This is a genomic window from Pseudomonas sp. PDM32, from assembly GCF_019219225.1.
Taxonomy (GTDB): Bacteria; Pseudomonadota; Gammaproteobacteria; order Pseudomonadales; family Pseudomonadaceae; genus Aquipseudomonas; species Aquipseudomonas laurylsulfatiphila.
Genome location: NZ_JAHUWE010000001.1, coordinates 697,812 through 720,445, shown reverse-complemented (window position 1 = coordinate 720,445; position 22,634 = coordinate 697,812). Strand labels below are relative to the sequence as shown.

Sequence of the window (22,634 nt, the reverse complement as noted above, 5' to 3'; positions counted from 1 at the left end):
AAGGAAGTCGCCTTTTTTGTGCTCGAGAACCTTACGCCATGTTGCGCGCGTAGAAGATTTCGAGCATTTCGTGTTTCACCCGCTCGGTCACCTGGGCACGTTGCTCAGAGGACAGGTTGCTGGTGGCGTCACCGAACAGGTAGTTATCCAGCTCGAAGTTCTTCAGCAGCATTTTGGTGTGGAACAGGTTTTCCTGGTACACGTTCACGTCGGTCATCTGGTACGCGTCGCGAGTGTCATCGGAGAGGTAGTTCTGGATCGAGTTGATCTCGTGGTCGATGAAGTGCTTTTTGCCCTCAACGTCACGGGTGAAGCCGCGCACACGGTAGTCCACGGTCACGATGTCCGAATCGAACTGGTGAATCAGGAAGTTGAGCGCTTTAAGCGGTGAAATGACCCCGCAAGTCGACACGTCGATGTCCACACGGAAGGTTGCAATACCGCTGACCGGATGGATTTCCGGGTAGGTGTGCACCGTGATGTGGCTCTTGTCGAGGTGGGCCAGAATGATTTCGGGCAGCGGGCCCGGAGACTCTTCTATCTGACTGTCGGTCGGGGTTACCGGCTCTTCGGAGATCAGAATCGTGACGCTGGCGCCCTGCGGCTCATAGTCCTGACTGGCAATGTTCAGGATGTTGGCACCAATGATATCGACAACTTCCGTGAGGATCTGCGTCAGGCGTTTCGCGTTGTACTCTTTATTGATGTACTCGACGTAAGCCTGCTGGTCTTGCGGGGTTTCCGCGTAGCAGATGTCATAGATGTTGAAGCTCAAGGTCTTTGTCAGGTTATTGAACCCGTGGAGCTTGAGTTTGCTTTTCACCGTTAAAAACTCTCTATGTGTTTGCGGCCCGGCCGCGTGATCAAGCATGCCCGTCAGATGCGAACAACGCACCTGCGTAGGACGGTTAACACCTCTTCGCGATGGCGATTTTGGTTGTCTGTTCGGGTGCGAGGCCTGTCGGCTGACGGGCCACTACCCTGAAAAAAGTGGCGCATTATGCAGACGTCAGCTTGTGTTCGCCAGAGTCTGCACTGCTTTTATGATAGTTGAATGTCGATTCAACCGAGCTCGATGATCTCGTAGTCGTGAGTAATTGCCACGCCAGCCGCGCCGAGCATGATCGAGGCCGAGCAATACTTCTCGGCAGACAATTCAATGGCGCGTTTGACCTGGGCCTCTTTCAGCCCGCGGCCCTTGACCACGAAGTGCATGTGGATCTTGGTGAAAACCTTTGGATCTTCGGTCGCGCGCTCGGCTTCGAGGAAGGCTTCGCAGCTCTCGACGGCCTGGCGGGACTTCTTGAGGATGCTGACCACGTCGAAATTGCTGCAACCGCCGACACCCAGCAGCAGCATTTCCATCGGCCGGACACCCAAGTTACGTCCGCCGGCCTCGGGCGGACCGTCCATGACCACGACATGACCGCTACCGGATTCGCCGAGGAACATGGCTTCGCCAGCCCATTGGATGCGTGCCTTCATCGCCAAGACTCCACTGTATAAAAAAGGGTCGCCAGCTTAGCACAGCCCCCGAGATTGACAGCGCCCGCCGTCCTAGGACATATCCCACTGCCTTGTAGGTAAATGCTCGAATACTTCAGGAGGTGTCTGGTAAGCTGACGCCAATTCAATGGCGCATGGCCAGCCTCACTCCTGCGTTCGCTATTTATAAAAACCATACCGTGCAGTCTTTTCGGGATACAACCATGGTTGCTATTGCCCCCAACCCCAAGCTCAAGAACCTCGACAAGCTGTTGATGCATTGCCAGCGCCGCCGCTATCAGGCCAAGAGCAACATCATTTGTGCCGGTGACCGCTCGGAAACGCTGTTCTTCATCATCAAAGGCTCAGTCACCATCCTGATCGAGGATGATGACGGACGGGAAATGATCATTTCCTACCTGAACGCCGGGGATTTTTTCGGTGAGTTGGGCCTGTTTGAGCAAGCCGGCCTGGAGCAGGAGCGCAGTGCCTGGGTGCGGGCCAAGGTCGAATGCGAAGTCGCGGAAATCAGCTACGCAAAATTCCGCGAGTTGTCCCAGCAGGACCCGGACATTCTTTACGTCCTCAGCGGACAAATCGCACAGCGCCTGCGCAACACCACGCGTAAGGTCGGTGACCTGGCATTTTTTGACGTGACCGGCCGCGTTGCCCGCTGCCTGCTGGAGCTGTGCAAACAGCCAGACGCCATGACCCACCCCGATGGCATGCAAATCAAGGTGACCCGTCAGGAAATCGGGCGGATTGTCGGTTGTTCCCGGGAGATGGTCGGGCGCGTGCTCAAGGATCTGGAAGAACGCAACCTGGTGGACGTCAAAGGCAAGACCATGGTGGTCTTCGGTACGCGATAAGCTCGAAAACCTAGCCGCCGAACATCTGTGCCAGCATCAATCGATAGAGTTCGTCGAGGCGCGCCAGTGCATCGGGCGCCGTGAACTTCTCATGCAATGCGATGTGGCTTTCGGCGCGTACTCGTTGTTCCAGACCACAGGCCTCGTTGAAGCGATTGACCGCGGCGACCATTGACGCTCGGTCGTCATCCATCAACATCGCACCGTGCACCAGGCCCACCGGACGCTGACCACCCTGGCTCTGGCGCCAGCGCTGGGCGGTGCCAACCATTTTGCGCCCGTCGAGATTGACGTTGAAGCGGCCATCGCAGAACGCACCGTCGATTTCGCCCAGGGACGACGAGCCACCCAATTCATCCAGCAACTGGCAGATGGGGTCGCAGAGGCGCCGGTAACCGGTTTCGATGCGGTTCAAATCACCTTCGCTGCGTGGTGGCGCGTAAACCAGGGCGATATTGATCGTAGTGGCGGATTGTGGAACCGGTTCGCCGCCGGTATCGCGCAGCAGCACCGGCCAACCGGCCGCCGCCGACACTTCACAGGCAGCCTCGAAACCCGGCAAGCGATTCAAGCGGCGCGGCATGACCAATGCCTGATCACTCGGCTGCCAGAACAACAGGCCGAACTCCGCGTCGCCTGCACAAACCGAGGCCAACAGATTTTGTTCGGCTTGCAGGCCGGCTTCGATGGTCAGGGAGGTTGGCAGCGACATGGAAGGCTCCGACAGACCTGAGGTCTCTAGGGGATTTGCGGGTCTCTTCGCGGGCAAGCTCGCTCCCACAGGGGAAGCGGTTTGCCTATGAAGATGTGTTTAGTCGAGGGTCGAGCCGCTGACTGGAACGCCACGCTCGGGGAAGAACAGACGCTGCAACTCGGTACCCGGGCTTTCGGCGCGCATGAACGCTTCGCCGACCAGGAACGCGTAGACGTCGCTGATTTCCATCAGTTCGACATCGGCGCGGTTGAGAATGCCGCTCTCGGTGATGACCAGTCGATCGCGCGGAATACGCGGCAACAGGTCGAGGGTGGTTTCCAGGCTGACATCGAAGGTGTGCAGGTTGCGGTTGTTCACGCCAACCAGCGGAGTATCGAGGGTTTTCAAGGCCCGTTCCAATTCATCGCCGTCGTGGACTTCCACCAGCACATCAAGGTTGACGCTTTTGGCCACGGCTGCCAGTTCGGCCATTTTCACGTCATCCAGCGCCGACACGATCAACAGCACGCAATCGGCACCCAGGGCACGGGCTTCGACGATCTGGTAGGGATCGATCATGAAGTCCTTGCGGATCACCGGCAGCTGGCACGCCGCGCGGGCCTGCTGCAGGTACGCGTCGGCGCCCTGGAAGTAGTCGATGTCGGTGAGTACCGACAGGCAGGTCGCGCCGCCCTTCTCGTAGCTTCTGGCGATATCGGCGGGAACGAAGTTCTCGCGGATCACGCCTTTGCTCGGCGAAGCCTTCTTGATTTCAGCAATGACTGCCGGTTGCTTCAGCTTGGCCTGAGCCAGCAATGCCTTGGCAAAACCACGAGGTGCATCGGCCATCCTGGCCAGGTTTTCCAGCTCGGCGAGGCTGACGCGAGCGCTGCGCTCGGCCACTTCCTCAACTTTGCGCGCCAGAATCTTTTCCAGAACCGTCGGTACACTCATCCTTCATTCTCCACTTTGAATACCGCGGTAAATGCACCCAATTCCTCTAGCTTTTCTCGAGCGAGGCCGGTGTGCAGCGCATCGTGCGCAAGTGCAACTCCCTCTTTCAAACTGCTGGCATGGTCGGCCGCATACAGGGCGGCACCGGCATTGAGCATGATCATCTCGGCCGCTTTTTGACCGTTCTCGGTCTTGCGCTTGCCCAGGGCATCGCGAATCAGCTCCAGGGACGCCGCCGGGCTTTCCACGGCCAGACCATGCAGGCTCTGACTCTTCATGCCCAGGTCTTCCGGCTCGACCCAATACTCGGTGATCTGATCATCCTTCAGCTCAGCGACAAACGTCGGTGCGGCCAGGCTGAATTCGTCCAGGCCATCCTTCGAATGCACCACCAGCACATGCTTGCTGCCCAGGCGCTGCAGCACTTCCGCCAGCGGCCGGCACAAGGCCTGGGTGAATACGCCCACCACCTGATGCTTCACACCGGCCGGATTCGTAAGCGGGCCGAGCATGTTGAACAAAGTGCGCAAGCCAAGATCACGACGCGGGCTGGCGGCGTATTTCATCGCAGAGTGATGAGTCTGGGCAAACATGAAACCAATACCAACGTTGTCAATGCAGCGCGCCACTTGCACCGGCGTCAGGTTCAGGTAGATGCCGGCCGCCTCCAGCAGATCGGCGCTGCCGCTCTTGCCCGACACCGCACGGTTGCCATGCTTGGCCACGGTGCAGCCAGCAGCGGCAACCACGAAAGCGGAAGCGGTCGACACGTTGAAGATATTGGCGCCGTCGCCGCCGGTGCCCACTACATCGACTACACCGTCGAGGGTCTTGAGTTCGACCTTGTCCGCCAGTTCGCGCATCACCGACACCGCGCCGACGATTTCGTCGATGCTTTCGCTCTTCATGCGCATGGCCATCATGAACGCACCGATCTGTGCGTCCGTGCATTGCCCGGTCATGATTTCGCGCATCACATCGCGCATTTCATCGGTGCTGAGGTCGAGGTGATCAACGATACGGCTCAGGGCTGTCTTGATGTTCATGATAAGTCCTTAGCGCGTGCCGCCGGTTTGTTTGAGGAAGTTGGCGAACAGTTCGTGGCCCTGCTCGGTGAGAATCGATTCCGGGTGAAACTGTACGCCTTCGATGTTCAGGGTCTTGTGGCGCAGGCCCATGATCTCGTCGACCGAGCCGTCTTCAAGCTGTGTCCAGGCCGTCAGCTCCAGGCAATCGGGCAGGGTTTCGCGCTTGACGATCAATGAATGATAGCGGGTCACCGTCAGTGGACGGTTCAGGCCTGCGAATACACCCTTGTCCTCGTGAAATACCGGGCTAGTCTTACCGTGCATCACTTGGCGGGCGCGCACCACATCGCCGCCAAAGGCCTGGCCGATGGACTGGTGACCCAGGCAGACGCCAAGAATCGGCAGTTTGCCGGCGAAATGCTTGATCGCTTCAATCGAGATGCCGGCTTCGGTCGGGGTGCAAGGACCGGGGGACACAACGATGCGCTCAGGATTGAGGGCTTCGATTTCAGCGATGGTCAGTTCATCGTTGCGCACGACTTTGACCTGGGAACCGAGCTCGCCCAGGTACTGCACAACGTTGTAGGTAAAGGAGTCGTAGTTATCGATCATCAGCAACATGGCGTTAATAACCTCTTGAATTCACTGACTTTAAAAATGGCCTTCGAATGATTGACCCGCAGAGCGCTGCGCTTTGTCAGGTGCTGGAGGAGCGCCAGCAAAGCGGCATTTCAAACAGGTAAAGAAGGCGAAGCGGTACAGGTCCGGCGAGGCCGGCAAAAGAATTCAGGCGCGCCAACGCCAGCGGGCGTGTGCCTTGATGACTTGATCCAGGAGTTTACTGATGATCAACACGGGGAAGGTCTCGTTCGTACGTCCCGGCACAGTAACTTAGCTGGGCAGAGCGTGCAATATCGCCGGGGCTACTGCCCGCGAAACTATCAAAGGCTTCGCGACAGATGGCAAAAGGCCGAACGTTTTTGGTACTGTCGTTTCGTTCACTACAACAATAAATAAACGGACTTGCTCATGATCAAACAGTCGTTGTTTGTACCGCTCGCAGGATGCTTGCTCGCGATGGCATGCGCCCAGGCGAACGCCGCACCCAATCCTTATACAAATTTCGTGGTCTTCGGGGACAGCCTAAACGACGCCGGGACCTTTGCCGACACCGGCGGCCCTGCCGGGGCGACGCAGCGCTTTACCAACCGGACGGGGCCGGTGTATCTGGATGGCAGCGGCGAAGTCCGCTCGCTCAACTCCACGCAGATACTGGGTGGAAAACTCGGGTTCTCGGCGGACCAGACTGCGTCATCATCTTCGGCGGTGCGTGCCAACAATGGCCAGCCCGATGGCAACAACTGGGCCGTCGGCGGTTACCGCACGGATCAGATCCTGGATTCGATCACCAGCGTTTCCGCCACCGGCGAACGCACCCGTGCCGGCTACCTGCCATCGAACAACTTCCGTGCCGACCCGAATGCGCTGTATTACCTGTCGGGTGGCGGCAACGACTTCCTGCAAGGTCGCGTCACCAGCCTGCCCCAGGCCAGTGCCGCCGCCGACCGACTGGCCGACAGCGTGCAGACACTGCAAACCGCCGGCGCCAAATACGTCATGGTCTGGTTGCTGCCCGATATCGGCTTTACCCCGGCGTTCAACGGCACCCCGCTGCAAGCGTTCACGTCCCAACTCAGCGCCCAGTTCAATAATGAATTGGTCAGCCGACTGCAGAACATCAATGCCGAAGTCATCCCGCTCAACATTCCGGTACTGCTCAAAGAGACGTTCGCCAACCCGGCGCAGTTTGGCCTGGCCACCGACCAGAACCTCATCGCCACCTGCTTCAGCGGCAATGGGTGTACCGAGAATGCCCGTTACGGCATCAACAGCGCCACGCCGGACCCGACCAAACTGATCTACAACGACTCCGTGCATCCCACAGAAGCCGGGCAGCGACTGATTGCCGACTACGCGTACTCCCTGTTGGCAGCACCGTGGGAGCTGACGTTACTGCCGGAAATGGCCCAGGGCACCCTGCGCGCGCATCAGGATGAATTGCGCAACCAGTGGCTGGCCGATTGGCAAAACTGGCAGGGCGTCGGCCAATGGCGAGCCATTGTTTCTGGCGGCGGACAGCATCAGGACTTTGACAGTCAGGACAGCGCGGTCAGTGCCGACGGCAACGGAGCCAACCTGAACATCGGAGGCAGCTACCGCATCGATGATGCCTGGCGCGTCGGCCTGGCGGCGGGTTTCTATAACCAGAAACTCGAAGCCGGCAGCAACGATTCCGACTACAAGCTCAACTCTTACCTGGGCACGGCATTCGCCCAATACCAGCAAAACCGTGTCTGGGCTGACGTGGCGTTGACGGCCGGCCATCTGGATTACGACAGCCTCAAGCGCAAGTTCCAGCTGGGTGCCAACGAACGCAGTGAAAAAGGCGATACCAGCGGCTACATCGAAGCCTTCAGCGCTCGCCTGGGTTACGACATTGCACAACATGCCAGCAGCCCTTGGCACGTGTCGCCGTTTATCAGCGCTGATTTCTCCAAGGCGAAAGTCGACGGCTACTCGGAGGACGGCAACGATTCCACGGCGCTGACCTTTGCCGATCAGGAAGTGATTTCCCGACGCCTGGGGGCTGGCCTGCAGGGCAAATACCAGATCACTCCGCAAACCCAGGTGTTCGGCGAGGCGGCAATCGAGCGTGAGTACAACGACGATACCCAGGACGTGGGCATCAACCTCAACAGCTTGCCGAACAACCAGTTCACGCTGGAAGGCTACACCCCGCAAAGCCACTTGCAGCGTGTGAACCTGGGGGTGAGCCACAACCTCACCCGCGACCTGGCATTGCGCGCCAGCTACAACATTCGCAGGGACGACGACTTCACCCAACAAGGCATCAACGTAGGTGTTGCGCTGGACTTCTGATGTGCCGGCAATAAAAACGCGGCGCCCTTACAGGCGCCGCGTTTTTTTATGCTGAACACTTATTGTGGCGAGCGAGCTTGCTCGCGTTCGGCTGCGAAGCAGTCGTCGTTGGGGCCTGCGTCGCAGGCCAGCGGGAGCAAGCTCCCTCGCCACAAAAGCGCCCTCGCCACAGGGCTAGCGGTGAACTCAGGTGTTCGGGGTTTGTTCGGCCAGGGCCACGGCACGGAACATTGCGCGGCGCTTGTTCAGGGTTTCTTCCCATTCCAATGCCGGCACCGAGTCGGCGACGATGCCGCCACCGGCCTGCACGTGCAGCTCGCCGTTCTTGATCACCGCCGTGCGGATCGCAATCGCGGTGTCCATGTTGCCGTTCCAGGCGAAGTAACCGACCGCACCGCCGTAGACGCCACGCTTGACCGGCTCCAGTTCGTCGATGATTTCCATCGCGCGAATCTTCGGTGCGCCAGACAAGGTGCCCGCCGGCAGAATCGCCCGCAGCGCGTCCATTGCCGTCAGCCCGGCCTTTAGTTGCCCGGTAACGTTGGACACGATGTGCATCACGTTGGAATAACGCTCGATGACCATTTTCTCGGTGAGCTTCACCGAGCCGATTTCCGAGACGCGACCGGTGTCGTTGCGACCAAGGTCGATCAGCATCAAGTGTTCGGCGATTTCCTTGTCGTCCGACAGCAGGTCTTTTTCCAGCGCCAGATCAGCTTCTTCATTGGCCCCGCGTGGGCGGGTGCCGGCAATCGGGCGCACGGTAATCAGGTTGTCTTCGACCCGCACCAGCACTTCCGGCGAACTGCCGACGACGTGGAAGTCGCCAAAATTGAAGAAGTACATGTAAGGCGTCGGGTTGAAGCAGCGCAGCGCGCGGTACAGATCGATCGGCGCGGCCTTGAAGTCGATCGACATGCGCTGGGACGGCACGACCTGCATGCAGTCACCGGCCAGGATGTATTCCTTGATGGTATCGACCGCTTTTTCGTAATCGTCCTGGGTGAAGCTGGAGCGGAATACCGGGTCGGCCGATTGTTGCTGGCTGAAGTCCAGGCCACGGCGCGGGGTGATTGGTTGACGGAGTTTTTCCAGCAGTTCTTCCAGGCGTGCCTGGCCCTGCTCGAAGGCATCTTCCTGCGCCGGGTCGGCCAGCACGATGGCGTGCATCTTGCCGGCGAGGTTGTCGAACACCACGACGGCGTCGGAGACCATCAGCAGAATGTCCGGTACGCCAAGCGGATCCGGGTTCGGGCACTTGCCCAGACGCTTCTCCACGTAACGCACGCAGTCATAACCGAAGTAGCCCACCAGGCCGCCGTTGAAACGCGGCAGGCCGGCGATGGTCGGCACGTTGTAGCGGGCCTTGAAGGTTTCGACGAAGGCCAGCGGGTCTTCCACGTCGTGGCTTTCGGTCTCGACGCCGTCGACGGTCACGCTGACGTGATGGTCATGAACCCGCAGCACAGTGCGGCATGGCAAGCCGATGATCGAGTAACGGCCCCACTTCTCGCCGCCCTGTACGGACTCCAGCAAGTAGGAATTGGGCTCGTCGGCCAGCTTCAGGTAGATCGACAGCGGCGTGTCGAAGTCGGCCAGGGTTTCGCAGGCAAGCGGAATGCGGTTGTAGCCGGCAGCGGCCAAACGCAGGAATTCTTCGCGGATCATGAGGTGCCTCGTGGCTTGAGGGTCGAACAGTCAGGTATGCAAACGCGCCGGAAACCGGCCAGGATCAAGTCAGGCGCGCCAACGCCAGCGGGCCAGGGCCTTGATGACTTTCATCCAGAGTTTGCGAGTGACCACCACGATGGCGTTTCCAGAAGGGGGTTTGACAGCGTCGGCCAACGTTATCTCAGCGGCCGGATCCAGGCAACCGGGAATTAGTTTGCGCAGGTCGTCGATCACCAGCGCCGGCGATTCTTCGGCGATCGGCCGCCCATGGTTATAGCCGTAGCTCAGGGCCACACACTTGACCCCCGCCGCTTTCGCCGCCAGCACATCGCTGCGTGAATCGCCGACGAACAACGACTGCGAAGCCGGAATGTTGGCCATTTTCATCACGAAAAACAGCGCGGCCGGATCGGGTTTTTTCTGTGGCAGGGTGTCGCCGCCGATGATCCAGCGGAAATAACGGCCGATCTTCATCTGATCCAGCAGCGGCGCGACGAAACGCTCCGGCTTGTTGGTGATCAGCGCCATCTCGACACCCTGCTTTTGCAGCCATTTGAGGGTATCGCGCACGCCGGGGTAAACCACCGTCAGCTCATGGCTCTCGCCATAGGCTTGCATGAAATACTCCAACGCCCGTTCGGCCTCGGCGTTATCGACCGCCGAATGATCGATGCCGCCGGCCAGCGCGCGACGCACCAGAACCGGCGCGCCATTGCCGACCCATTCGCGTACCGCTTCCAGGCCCGCGGGTTGGCGACCGAGATTGAGCAGCATCTTGTCCACAGCCACTGCCAGGTCCGGGACCGAATCGATCAACGTGCCGTCCAGATCGAACATCACCAGCCGTGGCAATTGCCCCGGGAACAGCTGCTCAAAGCCACTCATGGGCGAGCCAGCGCCAGTTCGGAGCGCATCTTGTCGATGACTTCCTGATAGTTCGGCGCATTGAAGATGGCCGAGCCGGCGACGAAGGTGTCAGCACCGGCCGCAGCGATTTCGCGAATGTTGTTGACGTTCACGCCGCCGTCGATTTCCAGGCGAATGTCACGGCCCGAAGCATCGATCAAGGCCCGCGCTTCACGCAGTTTGTCGAGGGTGCCGGGGATGAACTTCTGCCCGCCGAAGCCCGGGTTGACGCTCATCAGCAGGATCATGTCGACCTTGTCCATCACGTACTTGAGTACGTCCAGCGGGGTCGCCGGGTTGAACACCAGGCCCGACTTGCAGCCGCCTTCACGGATCAGTTGCAGGGAGCGGTCGACGTGCTGGGTGGCTTCCGGGTGGAAGGTAATGTAGGTCGCACCGGCTTCGATGAAGTCGCCGACGATGCGGTCCACCGGGCTGACCATCAGGTGCGCGTCGATCGGCGCGGTCACGCCGTACTTGCGCAGTGCCGAGCAGACCATCGGGCCGATGGTCAGGTTCGGTACGTAGTGATTGTCCATGACATCGAAGTGCACGAAGTCGGCGCCGGCGGCCAGGACATTGTCCACTTCTTCACCCAGGCGGGCGAAGTCGGCGGAGAGAATCGACGGAGCAATTACGAAGGGCTGCATGACGCACCTTTTCTGAGCAGAATCACGATGGCGCGCATTGTATACCTCATGCTTTGACGCGCGCACCGTGAGCGCGATGATTGGACCTTGCCATCATTCATCAATGGCAGAGTCTCTAGTACGCCGCGCGATAGATCTTCTCGATATCGACGGCACTCAACTTGCGCGGGTTATTGCGCATCAGGCGCTCGATCCCCGCCGCTTCCACGGCCATGGACGCGATGGCGTCCTCGGGTACGCCGAAACTGCGCAGGCCCTGGGGAATTTCCACAGCGGCACACAGCTCGGTCATGGCTTGCACGGCTTTGTCAGCCGCTTCGTTGACACTCAGATGAGCGGTCTTCACGCCCATGGCCTCGGCGATATCCTGCATCCGTTCGATGCAGGCCATCTTGTTCCAGGTCATGACATGGGGCAGTAGCAAGGCATTGCTCACGCCATGGGCAATGTTGAAACGTCCGCCCAGCGGATACGCCAGCGCATGCACCGCGCCGACCCCGGCATTCCCGAACGCCATGCCGGCCATCAGGCTGGCGGTGGCCATGTCTTCCCGGGCTTGCAGGTTCGACGGGTTGGCGTAGGCCTTGGGCAGGGCCTTGGCGATCAACTTGATGGCGCCAATGGCCAGGGCATCGGTAATCGGCGAGGCATTGACCGACAGATAGGATTCGATGGCATGCACCAGCGCATCGACGCCGCTGGCCGCCGTGACGCTGCGCGGACAGGTCAGGGTCATTTGCGGACTGACCAGCGCCACGTCCGGCAACAGGTAGTCGCTGACGATGCCCTTTTTCAGTTGCGCGACCTTGTCGGAAAGGATGGCGACGTTGGTCACTTCCGAACCGGTGCCGGCCGTGGTCGGGATAGCGATCAACGGCGGGCCTTTGCGCGGGACCTGATCGATACCGAACAGATCCTCCAGCGCACCGTGGTATCCGGCATAGGCCGCCACGCTCTTGGCGATGTCGATGGCACTGCCGCCGCCCAGGCCGATCAGGCCGTCATGCCCACCGTCGCGGTACACCTGCATGCAATCTTCGACAATAGCGATTTCCGGGTCCGGCAGCACCCGGTCGAAAATCTCGTAGCTGCGTTCGCCCAACTGCGCCAGTGCCAGCTCTACCGTACCGGACTTGACCAGGGCGGCATCGGTGACGATCAGCGGATTATCAATGTCCAGACGCGTCAGCTCGGCGGACAGCTGCTCGATGGCACCTGCGCCGGTGATCAGTTTGTGAGCGATCTTGAAAGAGGAAAGACTCATGTGCGCAGCCTCTTATAGGTAGGGGAGCTGGGCACAATAGTAGCTGGGGATTGGGGTTTGTCTGGCATTCAGGCCATGAATGTCCGAACAGACTCTGGAGAACCCATGTAGGAGCGAGCTTGCTCGCGATGGACTTGAAAACGCCGCTGGGTGTCAGGCTTCCAGCGTTATCGTTGACGACCATCGCGAGCAGGCTCGCTCCTACAGGTGATCGGGGCGTGGCTTCAGACCTGCGCGGTCCGCAGTTTCTCGCTACGCCCACGCAGCCATTCAAGGGTCAGCAACAGGATCACCGAGAAGGCAATCAGCAGCGTCGCGGCGGCGGCGATGGTCGGGCTGAGGTTTTCGCGGATGCCGCTGAACATCTGCCGTGGCAGGGTCGCTTGTTCAGGGCCGGCGAGGAACAGCGTCACCACCACCTCATCGAACGACGTCGCGAAGGCGAACAGCGCCCCCGAGATCACGCCCGGCGCGATCAGCGGCAAGGTCACCCGGCGGAACGTGGTCAGCGGCGAAGCGCCCAGGCTCGCTGCAGCTCGCACCAGATTGTGGTTGAACCCCTGCAAGGTCGCCGACACGGTGATGATCACAAACGGCACACCCAACACCGCATGCACCACGATCAGCGAGAAGAAACTGTTACCCAGCCCCAGCGGAGCGAAGAACAGGTAACTGGCCACACCGATGATCACCACCGGCACCACCATCGGCGAAATCACCAGCGCCATCACCAGCGCCTTGCCGGGGAAGTCGCCGCGGGTCAGGCCGATCGCCGCCAATGTACCGAAGACCATGGCCAGCACCGTGGCCGCCGGGGCGACGATGATGCTGTTCTTCAGGGCGCGCATCCACTCCGCCGAGGCGAAGAAATCGTGGTACCACTGCAGTGAGAAACCTTGCAGCGGGTACACCAGGAAACTGCCGGAGTTGAACGACAGCGGAATGATCACCAGCACCGGCAGGATCAGGAACAACAGAATCAAGCCGCAGAGAATCCGCAAGCTGTAGAACCACACCCGTTCGATGGGCGACATGTAAGGACTCAGCATTTCGTTCTCCCCTTAGCTCAGGCGCAGGCGGCTCGCGCCCACCAGCCAGCTGTAAATCAGATAAAGCACGACCGTTGCGAGCAACAGCAGCCCACCGAGTGCGGTCGCCATGCCCCAGTTGATGCTGGTGTTGGTGTAGAAGGCGACGAAGTAGCTGACCATCTGATCGTTCGGGCTGCCCAGCAATGCCGGGGTGATGTAGTAGCCGATGGCGAGGATGAACACCAACAGGCAACCGGCGCCGACACCGGCATAGGTCTGCGGGAAGTACACCCGCCAGAAACTGGCGAACGGATGGCAGCCGAGGGAAATCGCGGCGCGCATGTAAGTCGGCGAGATGCCTTTCATCACGCTGTAGATCGGCAGGATCATGAACGGCAGCAGGATGTGCACCATGGAGATGTAGACACCGACGCGGTTGAACACCAGTTCGATCGGCTTGTCGATGATGCCCATGGCCATCAGGCCGCTGTTGATCAGGCCGCCCGACTGCAGCAACACGATCCACGCCGCGACCCGTACCAGGATCGAGGTCCAGAACGGCAAAAGCACCAGAATCATCAGCAGGTTGCTCTGGCGCGACGGCAGATTGGCCAGCAGGTAAGCCAGTGGATACGCCAGCACCAGGCAGATCACGGTGATGATCAGACCCATCCAGAAAGTGCGGGCAAAGATGTCGAGGTAGATCGCCTGGTCCGGGGTGGCCGGGGCGATTTCGCCGAGGTCGTCGATGCGATGATCGACAGCCGCCAGCAGGTAATACGGGGTGATGCTGCTGGTGTTGCGGCGCACCGCTTGCCAGTAGGCCGGGTCGCCCCAGCGCTCATCGAGGCCTTCCAGCGCTTCCTTATAAGAGGCCGGCTCGGTGGCGAGCGGCAAGGCGCGGGCGGTTTTGGTCAGCAGGCTGCGGTAGCCGGCCAGCTCCATGTTCAGGCGCTTGGACAGATCGCCCAGGGTCTGGTTCTTGCGGGCTTCGGCGAGGTCTTCGGCCGCCGCTTTGTAAACCGGTTCAGCGGGCAGGCCGCGGCCGTCCCAGCTGGCGATGGCAGTCACGGTGCGCGGCATGCCGCCGACCACTTCCGGGTTGCCAACACTTTTGTAGAGCAGCGCCACGATCGGCACCAGGAACACCAGCAACAGAAACAGCACCAGCGGCGCGATCAACGCCTGGGCCTTCCAGCGGTTGACCCGCTCGGCGTGCTTGAGCCGCTGCTTCAAGGTGGGGCTGGTGCCCTCGTTCAGGGGAACGGCGATAGCCATGACGTACTCCGGGAATCTTTGATCGTACAGAGGCGGAGAACCACCTCGATCGTTTAAAACACTCTGTTCAAATGTGGGAGCGGGCTTGCTCGCGAAGGCGAAGTGTCAGTCGACAACGATGTTGAATGTACTGACGTCTTCGCGAGCAAGCTCGCTCCTACAGCGTAAGCCCGCGGTGCGGTCTTACTTGGCCGCCCAGGCGTTGAAGCGCTGTTCCAGTTGCTCGCCGTTGTCAGCCCAGAAGCTGACGTCGATCTGCACCTGGTTGGCGATGTTTTCCGGGGTGGTCGGCATGTCCTTCAGGACATCCTTGGCCAGCAACGGTACGGCTTGGGTGTTGGCCGGGCCGTAGGCGATGTTTTCCGAGTAGGTCTTCTGCTGCTGTGGCATTACCGAGAAGGCGATGAACTTCTTCGCTGCTTCAGCACGCTTGGCATCCAGACCTTTTGGAATGGCCCATGCGTCGAAGTCGTAGATGCCACCGTTCCACACGACTTTCAGGTTGCTTTCTTTCTGCACGGCAGCGATCCGGCCGTTGTAGGCCGAACTCATGACCACGTCACCGGAAGCAAGGTATTGCGGCGGTTGTGCACCGGCTTCCCACCACTGGATGTTCGGCTTGAGTTCATCGAGCTTCTTGAACGCGCGGTCCTGACCGTCTTTGCCGGCCAGCACTTTGTAGACGTCCTTCGGCGCAACGCCGTCGGCCATCAGTGCGAATTCCAGGGTGTACTTGGCGCCTTTACGCAGGCCACGCTTGCCCGGGAACTGCTTGGTGTCCCAGAAGTCCACCCAACTGGTCGGTGCGGTTTTCAGCTTGTCGGCGTTGTAGGCCAGCACGGTCGACCACACGAAGAAACCCACGCCGCACGGCTGGATGGCGCCCTTGACGTAGTCTTCGGTCTTGCCGAACAACTTCGGATCAAGCTGTTCGAACATGTCTTCGTCGCAACCACGGGACAGTTCCGGCGACTCAACCTCCACCAGATCCCAGGACACGCTCTTGGTGTCGACCATGGCCTTGACCTTGGCCATTTCGCCGTTGTACTCGCCGGCCACGATCTTGCCGTTGCCTGCCGCTTCCCACGGTGCGTAGAAGGCTTTGACCTGAGCCGCCTTGTTCGCCCCGCCAAAGGACACCACGGTCAGGTCAGGGCCGGCCGCCATTGCGTGTGCCGCGCCCATCATGCCCAGTGCCAAAGCGGTGAATTTCAGGGATCTCAACATTTATTGTTCTCTCCACGTGCAGGGTTGGTGTTGGTATTGCCGGGGCGATCAGTTCGCCTCTAGAAGGGGATCAAGCGCGCGCACGTGCTCGACCTGCCAGCCAAGCGGTACCACGTCGCCGACGGCGAGCGAGGGATCAAGCTCGGCAATCGGTTGTTTCACGAAGAAGTCGGTCTTGCCGCAGACTTCCATGCGCACCCGGACGTGGTCGCCCAGATAGATGAATTCCTCGACCCGCCCGGAGAAGCGGTTGACGCATTGGTCGCTGGAGCCGTTGAGGCTCACTCGCTCCGGACGAATGGACAGGGTCACCGGCTCGCCGGTCTGGCCAACGTTGACCGCCAGGGCTTCCACCTTCTCACCGCGCCCGAGCTCCACAATGCAACGGTCGCCGGTTTGGCTGTGCAGGCGGCCATTGAGGCGGTTGTTCTCGCCGATGAAGTTGGCGACGAAGGTATTTTTCGGCTCTTCGTAGAGGGTGCGCGGCGGCGCGATCTGCTGGATTTCGCCCTGATGGAACACCGCCACACGGTCGGACATGGTCAGGGCTTCGCCCTGATCGTGGGTCACGTAGACCACGGTGACGCCCAGGCGCTGGTGCAGGTGCTTGATTTCCATCTGCATGTGTTCACGCAGTTGTTTGTCGAGTGCGCCGAGGGGTTCGTCCATCAGTACCAGTTGCGGCTCGAACACCAGCGCCCGGGCCAAGGCCACACGCTGTTGCTGACCACCGGAGAGCTGCGCCGGGTAACGCTGGGCGAAGCTGTCGAGCTGGACCATGCTCAGCACGCGCTTGACCCGGGCACTGACGTCGCTCTTGTTCATCCCGCGTACGGTCAGCGGGAATGCCAGGTTCTCGGCCACCGTCATGTGCGGGAACAAGGCGTAGTTCTGAAACACCATGCCGATGTCGCGCTTGTGCGGCGGCACGTTGTTGATGGCGCGCCCGGCCAACAGGATTTCGCCTGCGGTCGGCGTTTCGAAGCCGGCGAGCATCATCAGGCTGGTGGTCTTGCCGGAGCCGGACGGCCCGAGCAACGTGAGGAATTCGCCTTTGCGAATGTCCAGGTTGAGGTCTTTGACGATCAGGTTCTCGCCGTCGTAGCTCTTCTGCACTCCACGAAAGCTGACCAGAACATCATTGGCCCCTGCGCTTGAATCGACCTGGCTCATACCCACACCTTTGTTATTGATGACTGCTGTGGGGTTAAGCCTAGTGGACGCTGGGGACCACGCAAATCGGGGGGCAAGAGAGATTCGCCTCAGCCGGATGGAAGGTTGGGGGTAGGGATTGCCCTACAAGGATGGCGCGTTTTGGCAAACGCAGGGGCGAGGGGTCAGCTGCGAGCTTCAAGCAAAGGCAAAAGCGGATTTGCAGGATGTCGCAAATGGACATGCTACCACCGGACCTGTGGGAGCGGGCTTGCTCGCGAAAGCGGTGTGTCAGTCGACAAATCCGGGCCTGATACTCCGTTTTCGCGAGCAAGCCCGCTCCCACAGGTACATTGGTGTGCTTTAGAGCAGCTTGTGCTCCATCGCGTACTTCACCAGCTCCGCCAGCGAGGTGATGTTGAGCTTCTGCATCAGCCGCGCCTTATGGGTGCTGATGGTCTTGCTGCTCAGTGCCAGTTGCTGGGCAATGTCGTTGACGTTCGCGCCTTGGGCCAGGCGTTCGAACACGGAAAACTCGCGCTCGGAGAGCAACGAATGCAATGGCCTCGAGTCGGTAAGACCGACCTCGAAGACCATACGGTCGGCCAGTTCCGGGTCGATATAACGCCCGCCTGACGCCACTTTGCGAATGGCCGTCAGCAACAGTGCCGGATCGCTGTCCTTGGTTGCATAACCGGCGGCCCCGACTTTCAGCGCCCGGGCGGCCATCTGCGCTTCGTCGTGCATCGACAACACCAGGATCGCCGGCGGATTGTTCAGGGCGCGAATCCGCGGAATGGCCTCCAGGCCATTGACGCCCGGCATGGAGATGTCCAGCAGCACCACTTCGCAGGGCACATGACGCAAGGTGTCGAGCAACTGCTCGCCATTGCTCGCCTCCCCCACCACCAGCAAGTCCTTGGCCAGGCCAATCAACTGCTTGATGCCTTCGCGGACAATGGTGTGGTCTTCGGCTACCAGTACACGGATCACGTTCTTCTCCAGATTCAAGATCATTCGCGAGCAAGCCCGCTCCCACAAGGGATTTTGTGACCGCCCTAGACCCACTGTGGGAGCGGGCTTGCCCGCGAAGGCGTCAGTACAGACAACACAACTTATTCAGGCAACATCCAATGGCACTTTCACACTCAGGGTCGTGCCTTCACCCGGCTCACTCTCAAGGGACAACTCCCCCCCCATGATCAACACCCGCTCACGCATTCCGACGATCCCAAAGGACGTTGGCCTGCCAGGCGCAGCAACAAATCCTACGCCATCATCGGCGACTGTCAGACACAACACATCGCCTTCCAGTGCCAGTGTCAGTTCAACAGTATGCGCCTGGGCATGGCGCATGACATTGGTCAGTGCTTCCTGAAGGATCCGGAACAGGCCGATGGCCTTGGCATCGCTGAGCACCGGCAGATTGTCCGGCACCTGCACCAGACACGGAATCTGCGTACGCGACTCGAATCGTCGGGCCTGCCATTCGATGGCCGAGGCAATGCCGGCATCGAGAATCGGCGGGCGCAAGGCCGTCGCCACGTCGCGAACCAACTGAAAGAGCTGAGCGATCAGGCGTTTCATGCTGCCCAGGCGCTCGTTAAGGCCCGGATCAAGTTGCGCGTAAGCCAGTTCGCACATGGAGGTTTCCAGCTTGAGCACGGTCAGCATCTGCCCCAGTTCATCGTGAACTTCCCGGGCGATGCGCGCTTTTTCTTCTTCACGCACGCTCTCCAGGTGCGCGGACAACTCACGCAGTTGTTCCCGGGAGCTGGCCAGCTCAAGCTCGATGCGCTTGCTCTCGCTGATGTCCCAGACGATGCCGTCCCAGACATAGGCGCCGTCTTCCAGCCGGCGGGTGATGGCCTTGATTTCCGCCCAGCGCTGCTCGCCCTGACGCGTGAGAATTCGCCCTTGCCACGACCAGTCGCTGTCGGTATCCAGCGCATGGTCCTGGGTCTGGTGATAACTCGCCTTGTCATCCGGATGCACCAGACTGCGCAGGCCTTTGTCGCGATGCGCCAGTGTGGCCGGTGAATAACCCACCAGGCTTTCGCTGCCCTCACTGATGTAGGCAAAGTCGATCTGGCCGGTCACCGGTGCCCGCTCCAGTCGGAAAACCAGCCCCGGAACGTTGGCGGCGATGCCTTGCAGCCGCGCCTCGCTTTCCTGCAAGGCCGCCAGGGCGCGGCGCCGCTCGGTGACGTCGTTGAGGTAAACCACCAGGTATTCGCCATCGCGAAAACGCAGAAAACTCAACGAAACATCAGCCGGCAGTATGCTGCCGTCGGCGCGCACGCAGTTGGTTTCGAAGCTTTGCGGGCCCTCTTCACTGGCCCGGGCGCGCTTCCACAGATTGAGCCAACGATCCATGTGCAGGCCGGGTTCGAAATCGATCAAGGGCCGATCGATGATCGCGCCGGCTGGATAGCCGAGCATGCTTTCCGCCGCACGATTGGCGTAGCGCACGTGGCTGTCCCAGTTGACCCAGAGGATGCCGACGGTGCTTTGATCGATGGAAAACTGGGTCAGCCGCAACGCCTCTTCGCTGGCGGCACGCAAGGCAATGTCTTCCTGTGCAGCCATCAGGCGTTGTTCCAGGCTGTGCTGCTGGCGACGCTGCCAGAACACGATGGCCACGCAACTCAACGCCAGCACGGTCAGCAACAGGCAGAGATTTTGCCAGAACCCCGGCGACTCGGTGAGGCGTGGATACTTGGGCTGCAGCCATTGATTGTGCAGTTGCTCCAGATCCTTGGCCGGGATCGCCCGCAATGCGCTTTCGACGATACCCGCCAGTTCCGGCTTGTCTCGACGCGTGGCTACCCGCAACAGTTGCGGCAGGCCGACATCCCCGACTACCACCAACCCGGCAAACTCCGGCTCGACGGAGAGGCGCCCCAATTGCGCTTCATCGACCACCGCATAAGCCGCCTGCTGGCCCGTCACTAACTGCAATGCCTGGCGCTCCATCGGCACGCCCTGCAGATTCAGGTGTGGATAGTTGCCGTGCAGGTAATCGGCGATCGCGCTGGGCATGCGCACGGCGACGCGGGTCTGGCTGTCGAGTTTTTCCAGTTCGATCGCCCCGGCGCTTTTCTGGTCGCTGACCACCAGTTGCGGCACCCGCATGTAGGGGTCGGAGAATTGCCAGAGGCGCAGCCCGCCGGGTGTCTGGGTCAGTCCCGGGGCGATGTCGATTTCGCCTTCGCGTGCGGCAGCTTCCAGTTGTTCAAGGTCGGGAAAGTTGCGCCAGCTCAACTCGACGTCGAGGGTCTTTGCCAACCGCTTCATCAAGTCGACATTCACCCCGGACAGACGCTGCAAGCGGCGATCGTATTGCGCATAGGGTGCCTGCAACACCAGTCCGACCCGTAACTCGCCCTGCTGCGTCAGCCAGTGCTGTTGTTTCGGGGTCAGCTGGGCAACGTGCGCCGGGGGCACGACTGCCGCCCAACCCATCAAGGGAAACCACAAACAGCCGATAACCCACAGGCAGCGAAAACGCATCATTGAACTCTCACACACTGACAAATACTGACCAACCCATTAGGCTGCCGGAACATCTTCTGGCCTGGAATATCCAATGCCCCCTGTCTACCGCCTGGCACTGCCAGCATTGTGCATGTCGCTGATCCTGCCTTGCGTTTTTTCCGTGGAGGCGGCCGAACCGGCGCCTGCCGCAGCAGAAAAGTCCGCCGAAGAAAAACCACTCGAACGTCAGCCGCTGCCTGAGCGCAGCCAGGAAGAAGCGGCTGCACTTGAGCGAAAAATCCCGGCTCAGGAACAGCAACAACTGCAAGCGGGTACCGGGACGTTTCTGGCCTTGTGGAAACCGGCTAATACCGCTGAACCCAAAGGTGCGGTGATTATCATCCCGGGCGCCGGGGAAACCGTTGACTGGCCGCAAGCAGTTGGTCCTTTGCGGCGCAAATTGCCGGACGCCGAGTGGAGTAGCCTGAGTATCACCTTGCCGGACCTGCAAAGCGATGCCGTTGCGCCACGAATCGTGGAGGCAACGCCGGCACCCAAGGCCCCCGAAGCCGGCAGCAAGGACTCGACCACCGCCGCCCCGATCGAACAGGTGGCCGGTGGCGAGGCCGATGTGGCCGACAAGCCCATTGCCGAAACCGCTGAGGAGCAGTCCAAGGCAGATTCCGAGCGCATCTTTGCCCGGATCGACGCCGCGATTGCGTTTGCCGAACAACAAAGCGCCCGCAGCATCGTGGTGCTGGGGCATGGCACGGGTGCCTATTGGGCGGCGCGCTACCTGAGCGAAAAGCAGCCATCGCAAGTCGAGAAGCTGGTCATGGTCGCCACTCGCACACCGGTGGCAGCGAAGCCCGAGCTGGCGGAACTGACCCCGCCCCTGAAACTGCCGACCGCCGATATCTACTATAAAGACAAAGCGCTGGACCGCAACGCCGCACTGGAACGCCTGCAGGCCAGCAAACGCTTGAAATCCTCGACGTTCAGCCAGGTCGCACTCAAGGCCTTGCCCGATAGCAAGGCCGAACAGGAGCAATTGTTCCGGCGGGTGCGGGGTTGGTTGAATCCACAGCCTGCGACAGACTGACAGACTGTGTCGCCTTCATCGCGGGCAAGCCACGCTCCCACAGGCTTTATGTCGATCACGAAATGGCGGACGACATCAAACCTGTGGGAGCGAGCTTGCTCGCGATAGCGGTATCACTGGCGACGCAAGTTTTCCGGGCTAGCGAAAGTCCCGCCGCTCCCGAATCAGCGTATAGGCACTATGCAGTTCACGCGTTCGCTCGGTGGCCTCACGCACCTGCGTCGCCGTCGCGCCACTGCCAGCAATCTTGTCCGGATGATGGCGACTGAGCAGGCGCCGGTAAGCACGCTTGATCTGCGCCGGCTCAGTGGTGGCCGACACCCCCAACAGCTTCAAGGCGTCCTGATAGCTTGGCACGCTGCCGCCCAATGGCCGCTTCTGCGGCTCGTAATCGTGGGCCAATGCCTGCACCTGATGCGGCGTCCAGCCCAGCCACTGACCCCACTGGCGGATCAACTCACGCTCACCGCTACCGGCACGACCATCGGCCCAGACCATTCGCCAGCAGGCGCGTAACACGCCCTCCGCCGCATGGGGCTGAGCACTCAGGCGACGCAGATAACCGCGTAGCCGATCGCGACCCGACTTGCCACGGTTGAACGCGGCAATTGCACGGCGCTGAGCCGGCCCGGACATATCCAGCGAGCGCATTTCCGCACGGGCCTGTTCGATGTGCCCGGCCACCACCTGGCCGTCGCACTTGGCCAGGCGTCCCAGCAGGACAAACAGCAATTCATCGTTGCGCAGCACCGGACGGCCGCCCAGTTTTTCCCGCAAATGCCCCCAGCTCTGCAGGTGCAAGCGCCGATCCAGCGCCTGCCCCAACAACGCGCCGAGCATGGCCCCCGGAATGCTGGCTATGGCAAAGCCCGCTCCGGCTCCGATCAGAGTCCCTGGCCACAGCAT

The 22,634-nt window shown here is 60.6% G+C and carries 20 protein-coding genes; 3 read left to right on the top strand and 17 right to left on the bottom strand.

Features of this window, described 5'->3' with window-relative positions; genetic code table 11:
• Positions 1-31: 31 nt before the first annotated feature.
• Positions 32-823 (bottom strand): adenosylmethionine decarboxylase, encoded by a 792-nt coding sequence (speD, locus tag KW846_RS03285; RefSeq protein WP_007980189.1) that lies wholly within the window; start codon positions 821-823, stop codon positions 32-34.
• A 239-nt stretch (positions 824-1,062) separates the two neighbouring features.
• Positions 1,063-1,485 (bottom strand): OsmC family protein, encoded by a 423-nt coding sequence (locus KW846_RS03280; protein ID WP_003176451.1) that lies wholly within the window; start codon positions 1,483-1,485, stop codon positions 1,063-1,065.
• Between the two features lie 224 nt (positions 1,486-1,709).
• Between KW846_RS03280 and crp the strand changes: the two genes are divergently transcribed.
• On the top strand, positions 1,710-2,354 hold the full coding sequence (crp, locus tag KW846_RS03275; protein ID WP_104449986.1) for a cAMP-activated global transcriptional regulator CRP: 645 nt from the start codon (positions 1,710-1,712) through the stop codon (positions 2,352-2,354).
• A gap of 10 nt (positions 2,355-2,364) precedes the next feature.
• Here crp and KW846_RS03270 read toward each other — a convergent pair whose 3' ends face one another.
• The 4 genes from KW846_RS03270 to KW846_RS03255 form a co-directional block, all read right to left on the bottom strand.
• Positions 2,365-3,066, bottom strand: coding sequence for a lipoate--protein ligase family protein (locus KW846_RS03270; RefSeq protein WP_218481306.1), 702 nt, complete (start codon positions 3,064-3,066; stop codon positions 2,365-2,367).
• Between the two features lie 99 nt (positions 3,067-3,165).
• On the bottom strand, positions 3,166-4,002 hold the full coding sequence (gene trpC / locus KW846_RS03265; RefSeq protein WP_104449988.1) for an indole-3-glycerol phosphate synthase TrpC: 837 nt from the start codon (positions 4,000-4,002) through the stop codon (positions 3,166-3,168).
• Positions 3,999-5,048, bottom strand: coding sequence for an anthranilate phosphoribosyltransferase (trpD, locus tag KW846_RS03260; RefSeq protein WP_218481305.1), 1,050 nt, complete (start codon positions 5,046-5,048; stop codon positions 3,999-4,001). The genes trpC and trpD overlap by 4 nt, the downstream gene beginning before the upstream one ends.
• Before the next feature lie 9 nt (positions 5,049-5,057).
• Entirely contained in the window at positions 5,058-5,651 is a 594-nt protein-coding gene (locus KW846_RS03255) for an aminodeoxychorismate/anthranilate synthase component II (protein ID WP_007980194.1), read from the bottom strand.
• Positions 5,652-6,059: 408 nt separating this feature from the next.
• Between KW846_RS03255 and estP the strand changes: the two genes are divergently transcribed.
• Positions 6,060-7,970, top strand: a complete 1,911-nt coding sequence (gene estP, locus KW846_RS03250) for an esterase EstP (RefSeq protein ID WP_218481304.1) — start codon at positions 6,060-6,062, stop codon at positions 7,968-7,970.
• 186 nt (positions 7,971-8,156) lie between these two features.
• On the opposite strand, the gene trpE is transcribed toward estP, so the two are convergent.
• From trpE to KW846_RS03200, 10 genes are all read right to left on the bottom strand, one after another.
• A complete protein-coding gene (trpE, locus tag KW846_RS03245) occupies positions 8,157-9,638 on the bottom strand; it encodes an anthranilate synthase component I (protein WP_218481303.1) in 1,482 nt (493 codons plus the stop codon).
• A gap of 69 nt (positions 9,639-9,707) precedes the next feature.
• Positions 9,708-10,526, bottom strand: a complete 819-nt coding sequence (locus tag KW846_RS03240; RefSeq protein WP_015097053.1) for a phosphoglycolate phosphatase — start codon at positions 10,524-10,526, stop codon at positions 9,708-9,710.
• Complete coding sequence (gene rpe / locus KW846_RS03235; protein ID WP_007980198.1) at positions 10,523-11,197, bottom strand: ribulose-phosphate 3-epimerase; 675 nt, start codon at positions 11,195-11,197, stop codon at positions 10,523-10,525. The genes KW846_RS03240 and rpe overlap by 4 nt, the downstream gene beginning before the upstream one ends.
• Positions 11,198-11,312: 115 nt before the next feature.
• A complete protein-coding gene (locus tag KW846_RS03230) occupies positions 11,313-12,461 on the bottom strand; it encodes an iron-containing alcohol dehydrogenase (RefSeq protein WP_218481302.1) in 1,149 nt (382 codons plus the stop codon).
• A gap of 224 nt (positions 12,462-12,685) precedes the next feature.
• Complete coding sequence (locus tag KW846_RS03225) at positions 12,686-13,510, bottom strand: ABC transporter permease (protein WP_007980200.1); 825 nt, start codon at positions 13,508-13,510, stop codon at positions 12,686-12,688.
• A gap of 12 nt (positions 13,511-13,522) precedes the next feature.
• Positions 13,523-14,770: an ABC transporter permease gene (locus KW846_RS03220; RefSeq protein WP_007980201.1), complete on the bottom strand. Its 1,248-nt coding sequence runs from the start codon at positions 14,768-14,770 to the stop codon at positions 13,523-13,525.
• Between the two features lie 183 nt (positions 14,771-14,953).
• Complete coding sequence (locus KW846_RS03215; protein WP_056726652.1) at positions 14,954-15,997, bottom strand: ABC transporter substrate-binding protein; 1,044 nt, start codon at positions 15,995-15,997, stop codon at positions 14,954-14,956.
• 48 nt (positions 15,998-16,045) lie between these two features.
• Positions 16,046-17,170 carry an ABC transporter ATP-binding protein gene (locus KW846_RS03210; protein ID WP_095964077.1) on the bottom strand — a complete coding sequence of 375 codons (1,125 nt, stop codon included), beginning with the start codon at positions 17,168-17,170 and terminating at the stop codon, positions 16,046-16,048.
• A 342-nt stretch (positions 17,171-17,512) separates the two neighbouring features.
• Positions 17,513-18,166 carry a response regulator transcription factor gene (locus KW846_RS03205; protein WP_007993216.1) on the bottom strand — a complete coding sequence of 218 codons (654 nt, stop codon included), beginning with the start codon at positions 18,164-18,166 and terminating at the stop codon, positions 17,513-17,515.
• A 102-nt stretch (positions 18,167-18,268) separates the two neighbouring features.
• Entirely contained in the window at positions 18,269-20,665 is a 2,397-nt protein-coding gene (locus KW846_RS03200) for a PAS domain S-box protein (RefSeq protein ID WP_218481301.1), read from the bottom strand.
• A gap of 73 nt (positions 20,666-20,738) precedes the next feature.
• Between KW846_RS03200 and KW846_RS03195 the strand changes: the two genes are divergently transcribed.
• Positions 20,739-21,728 (top strand): alpha/beta hydrolase family protein, encoded by a 990-nt coding sequence (locus KW846_RS03195; RefSeq protein ID WP_218481300.1) that lies wholly within the window; start codon positions 20,739-20,741, stop codon positions 21,726-21,728.
• A 138-nt stretch (positions 21,729-21,866) separates the two neighbouring features.
• On the opposite strand, the gene KW846_RS03190 is transcribed toward KW846_RS03195, so the two are convergent.
• On the bottom strand, positions 21,867-22,634 hold the full coding sequence (locus tag KW846_RS03190; RefSeq protein WP_218481299.1) for a TerB family tellurite resistance protein: 768 nt from the start codon (positions 22,632-22,634) through the stop codon (positions 21,867-21,869).

Bases quoted from the DNA above. Each gene is read 5' to 3' on its own strand.
- KW846_RS03280 (WP_003176451.1), bottom strand. From the start codon at position 1,485: ATGAAGGCACGCATCCAATGGGCTGGCGAAGCCATGTTCCTCGGCGAA.
- crp (WP_104449986.1), top strand. From the start codon at position 1,710: ATGGTTGCTATTGCCCCCAACCCCAAGCTCAAGAACCTCGACAAGCTG.
- KW846_RS03270 (WP_218481306.1), bottom strand. From the start codon at position 3,066: ATGTCGCTGCCAACCTCCCTGACCATCGAAGCCGGCCTGCAAGCCGAA.
- trpC (WP_104449988.1), bottom strand. From the start codon at position 4,002: ATGAGTGTACCGACGGTTCTGGAAAAGATTCTGGCGCGCAAAGTTGAG.
- trpD (WP_218481305.1), bottom strand. From the start codon at position 5,048: ATGAACATCAAGACAGCCCTGAGCCGTATCGTTGATCACCTCGACCTC.
- KW846_RS03255 (WP_007980194.1), bottom strand. From the start codon at position 5,651: ATGTTGCTGATGATCGATAACTACGACTCCTTTACCTACAACGTTGTG.
- estP (WP_218481304.1), top strand. From the start codon at position 6,060: ATGATCAAACAGTCGTTGTTTGTACCGCTCGCAGGATGCTTGCTCGCG.
- trpE (WP_218481303.1), bottom strand. From the start codon at position 9,638: ATGATCCGCGAAGAATTCCTGCGTTTGGCCGCTGCCGGCTACAACCGC.
- KW846_RS03240 (WP_015097053.1), bottom strand. From the start codon at position 10,526: ATGAGTGGCTTTGAGCAGCTGTTCCCGGGGCAATTGCCACGGCTGGTG.
- rpe (WP_007980198.1), bottom strand. From the start codon at position 11,197: ATGCAGCCCTTCGTAATTGCTCCGTCGATTCTCTCCGCCGACTTCGCC.
- KW846_RS03230 (WP_218481302.1), bottom strand. From the start codon at position 12,461: ATGAGTCTTTCCTCTTTCAAGATCGCTCACAAACTGATCACCGGCGCA.
- KW846_RS03225 (WP_007980200.1), bottom strand. From the start codon at position 13,510: ATGCTGAGTCCTTACATGTCGCCCATCGAACGGGTGTGGTTCTACAGC.
- KW846_RS03220 (WP_007980201.1), bottom strand. From the start codon at position 14,770: ATGGCTATCGCCGTTCCCCTGAACGAGGGCACCAGCCCCACCTTGAAG.
- KW846_RS03215 (WP_056726652.1), bottom strand. From the start codon at position 15,997: ATGTTGAGATCCCTGAAATTCACCGCTTTGGCACTGGGCATGATGGGC.
- KW846_RS03210 (WP_095964077.1), bottom strand. From the start codon at position 17,170: ATGAGCCAGGTCGATTCAAGCGCAGGGGCCAATGATGTTCTGGTCAGC.
- KW846_RS03205 (WP_007993216.1), bottom strand. From the start codon at position 18,166: ATGATCTTGAATCTGGAGAAGAACGTGATCCGTGTACTGGTAGCCGAA.
- KW846_RS03200 (WP_218481301.1), bottom strand. From the start codon at position 20,665: ATGATGCGTTTTCGCTGCCTGTGGGTTATCGGCTGTTTGTGGTTTCCC.
- KW846_RS03195 (WP_218481300.1), top strand. From the start codon at position 20,739: ATGCCCCCTGTCTACCGCCTGGCACTGCCAGCATTGTGCATGTCGCTG.
- KW846_RS03190 (WP_218481299.1), bottom strand. From the start codon at position 22,634: ATGCTGTGGCCAGGGACTCTGATCGGAGCCGGAGCGGGCTTTGCCATA.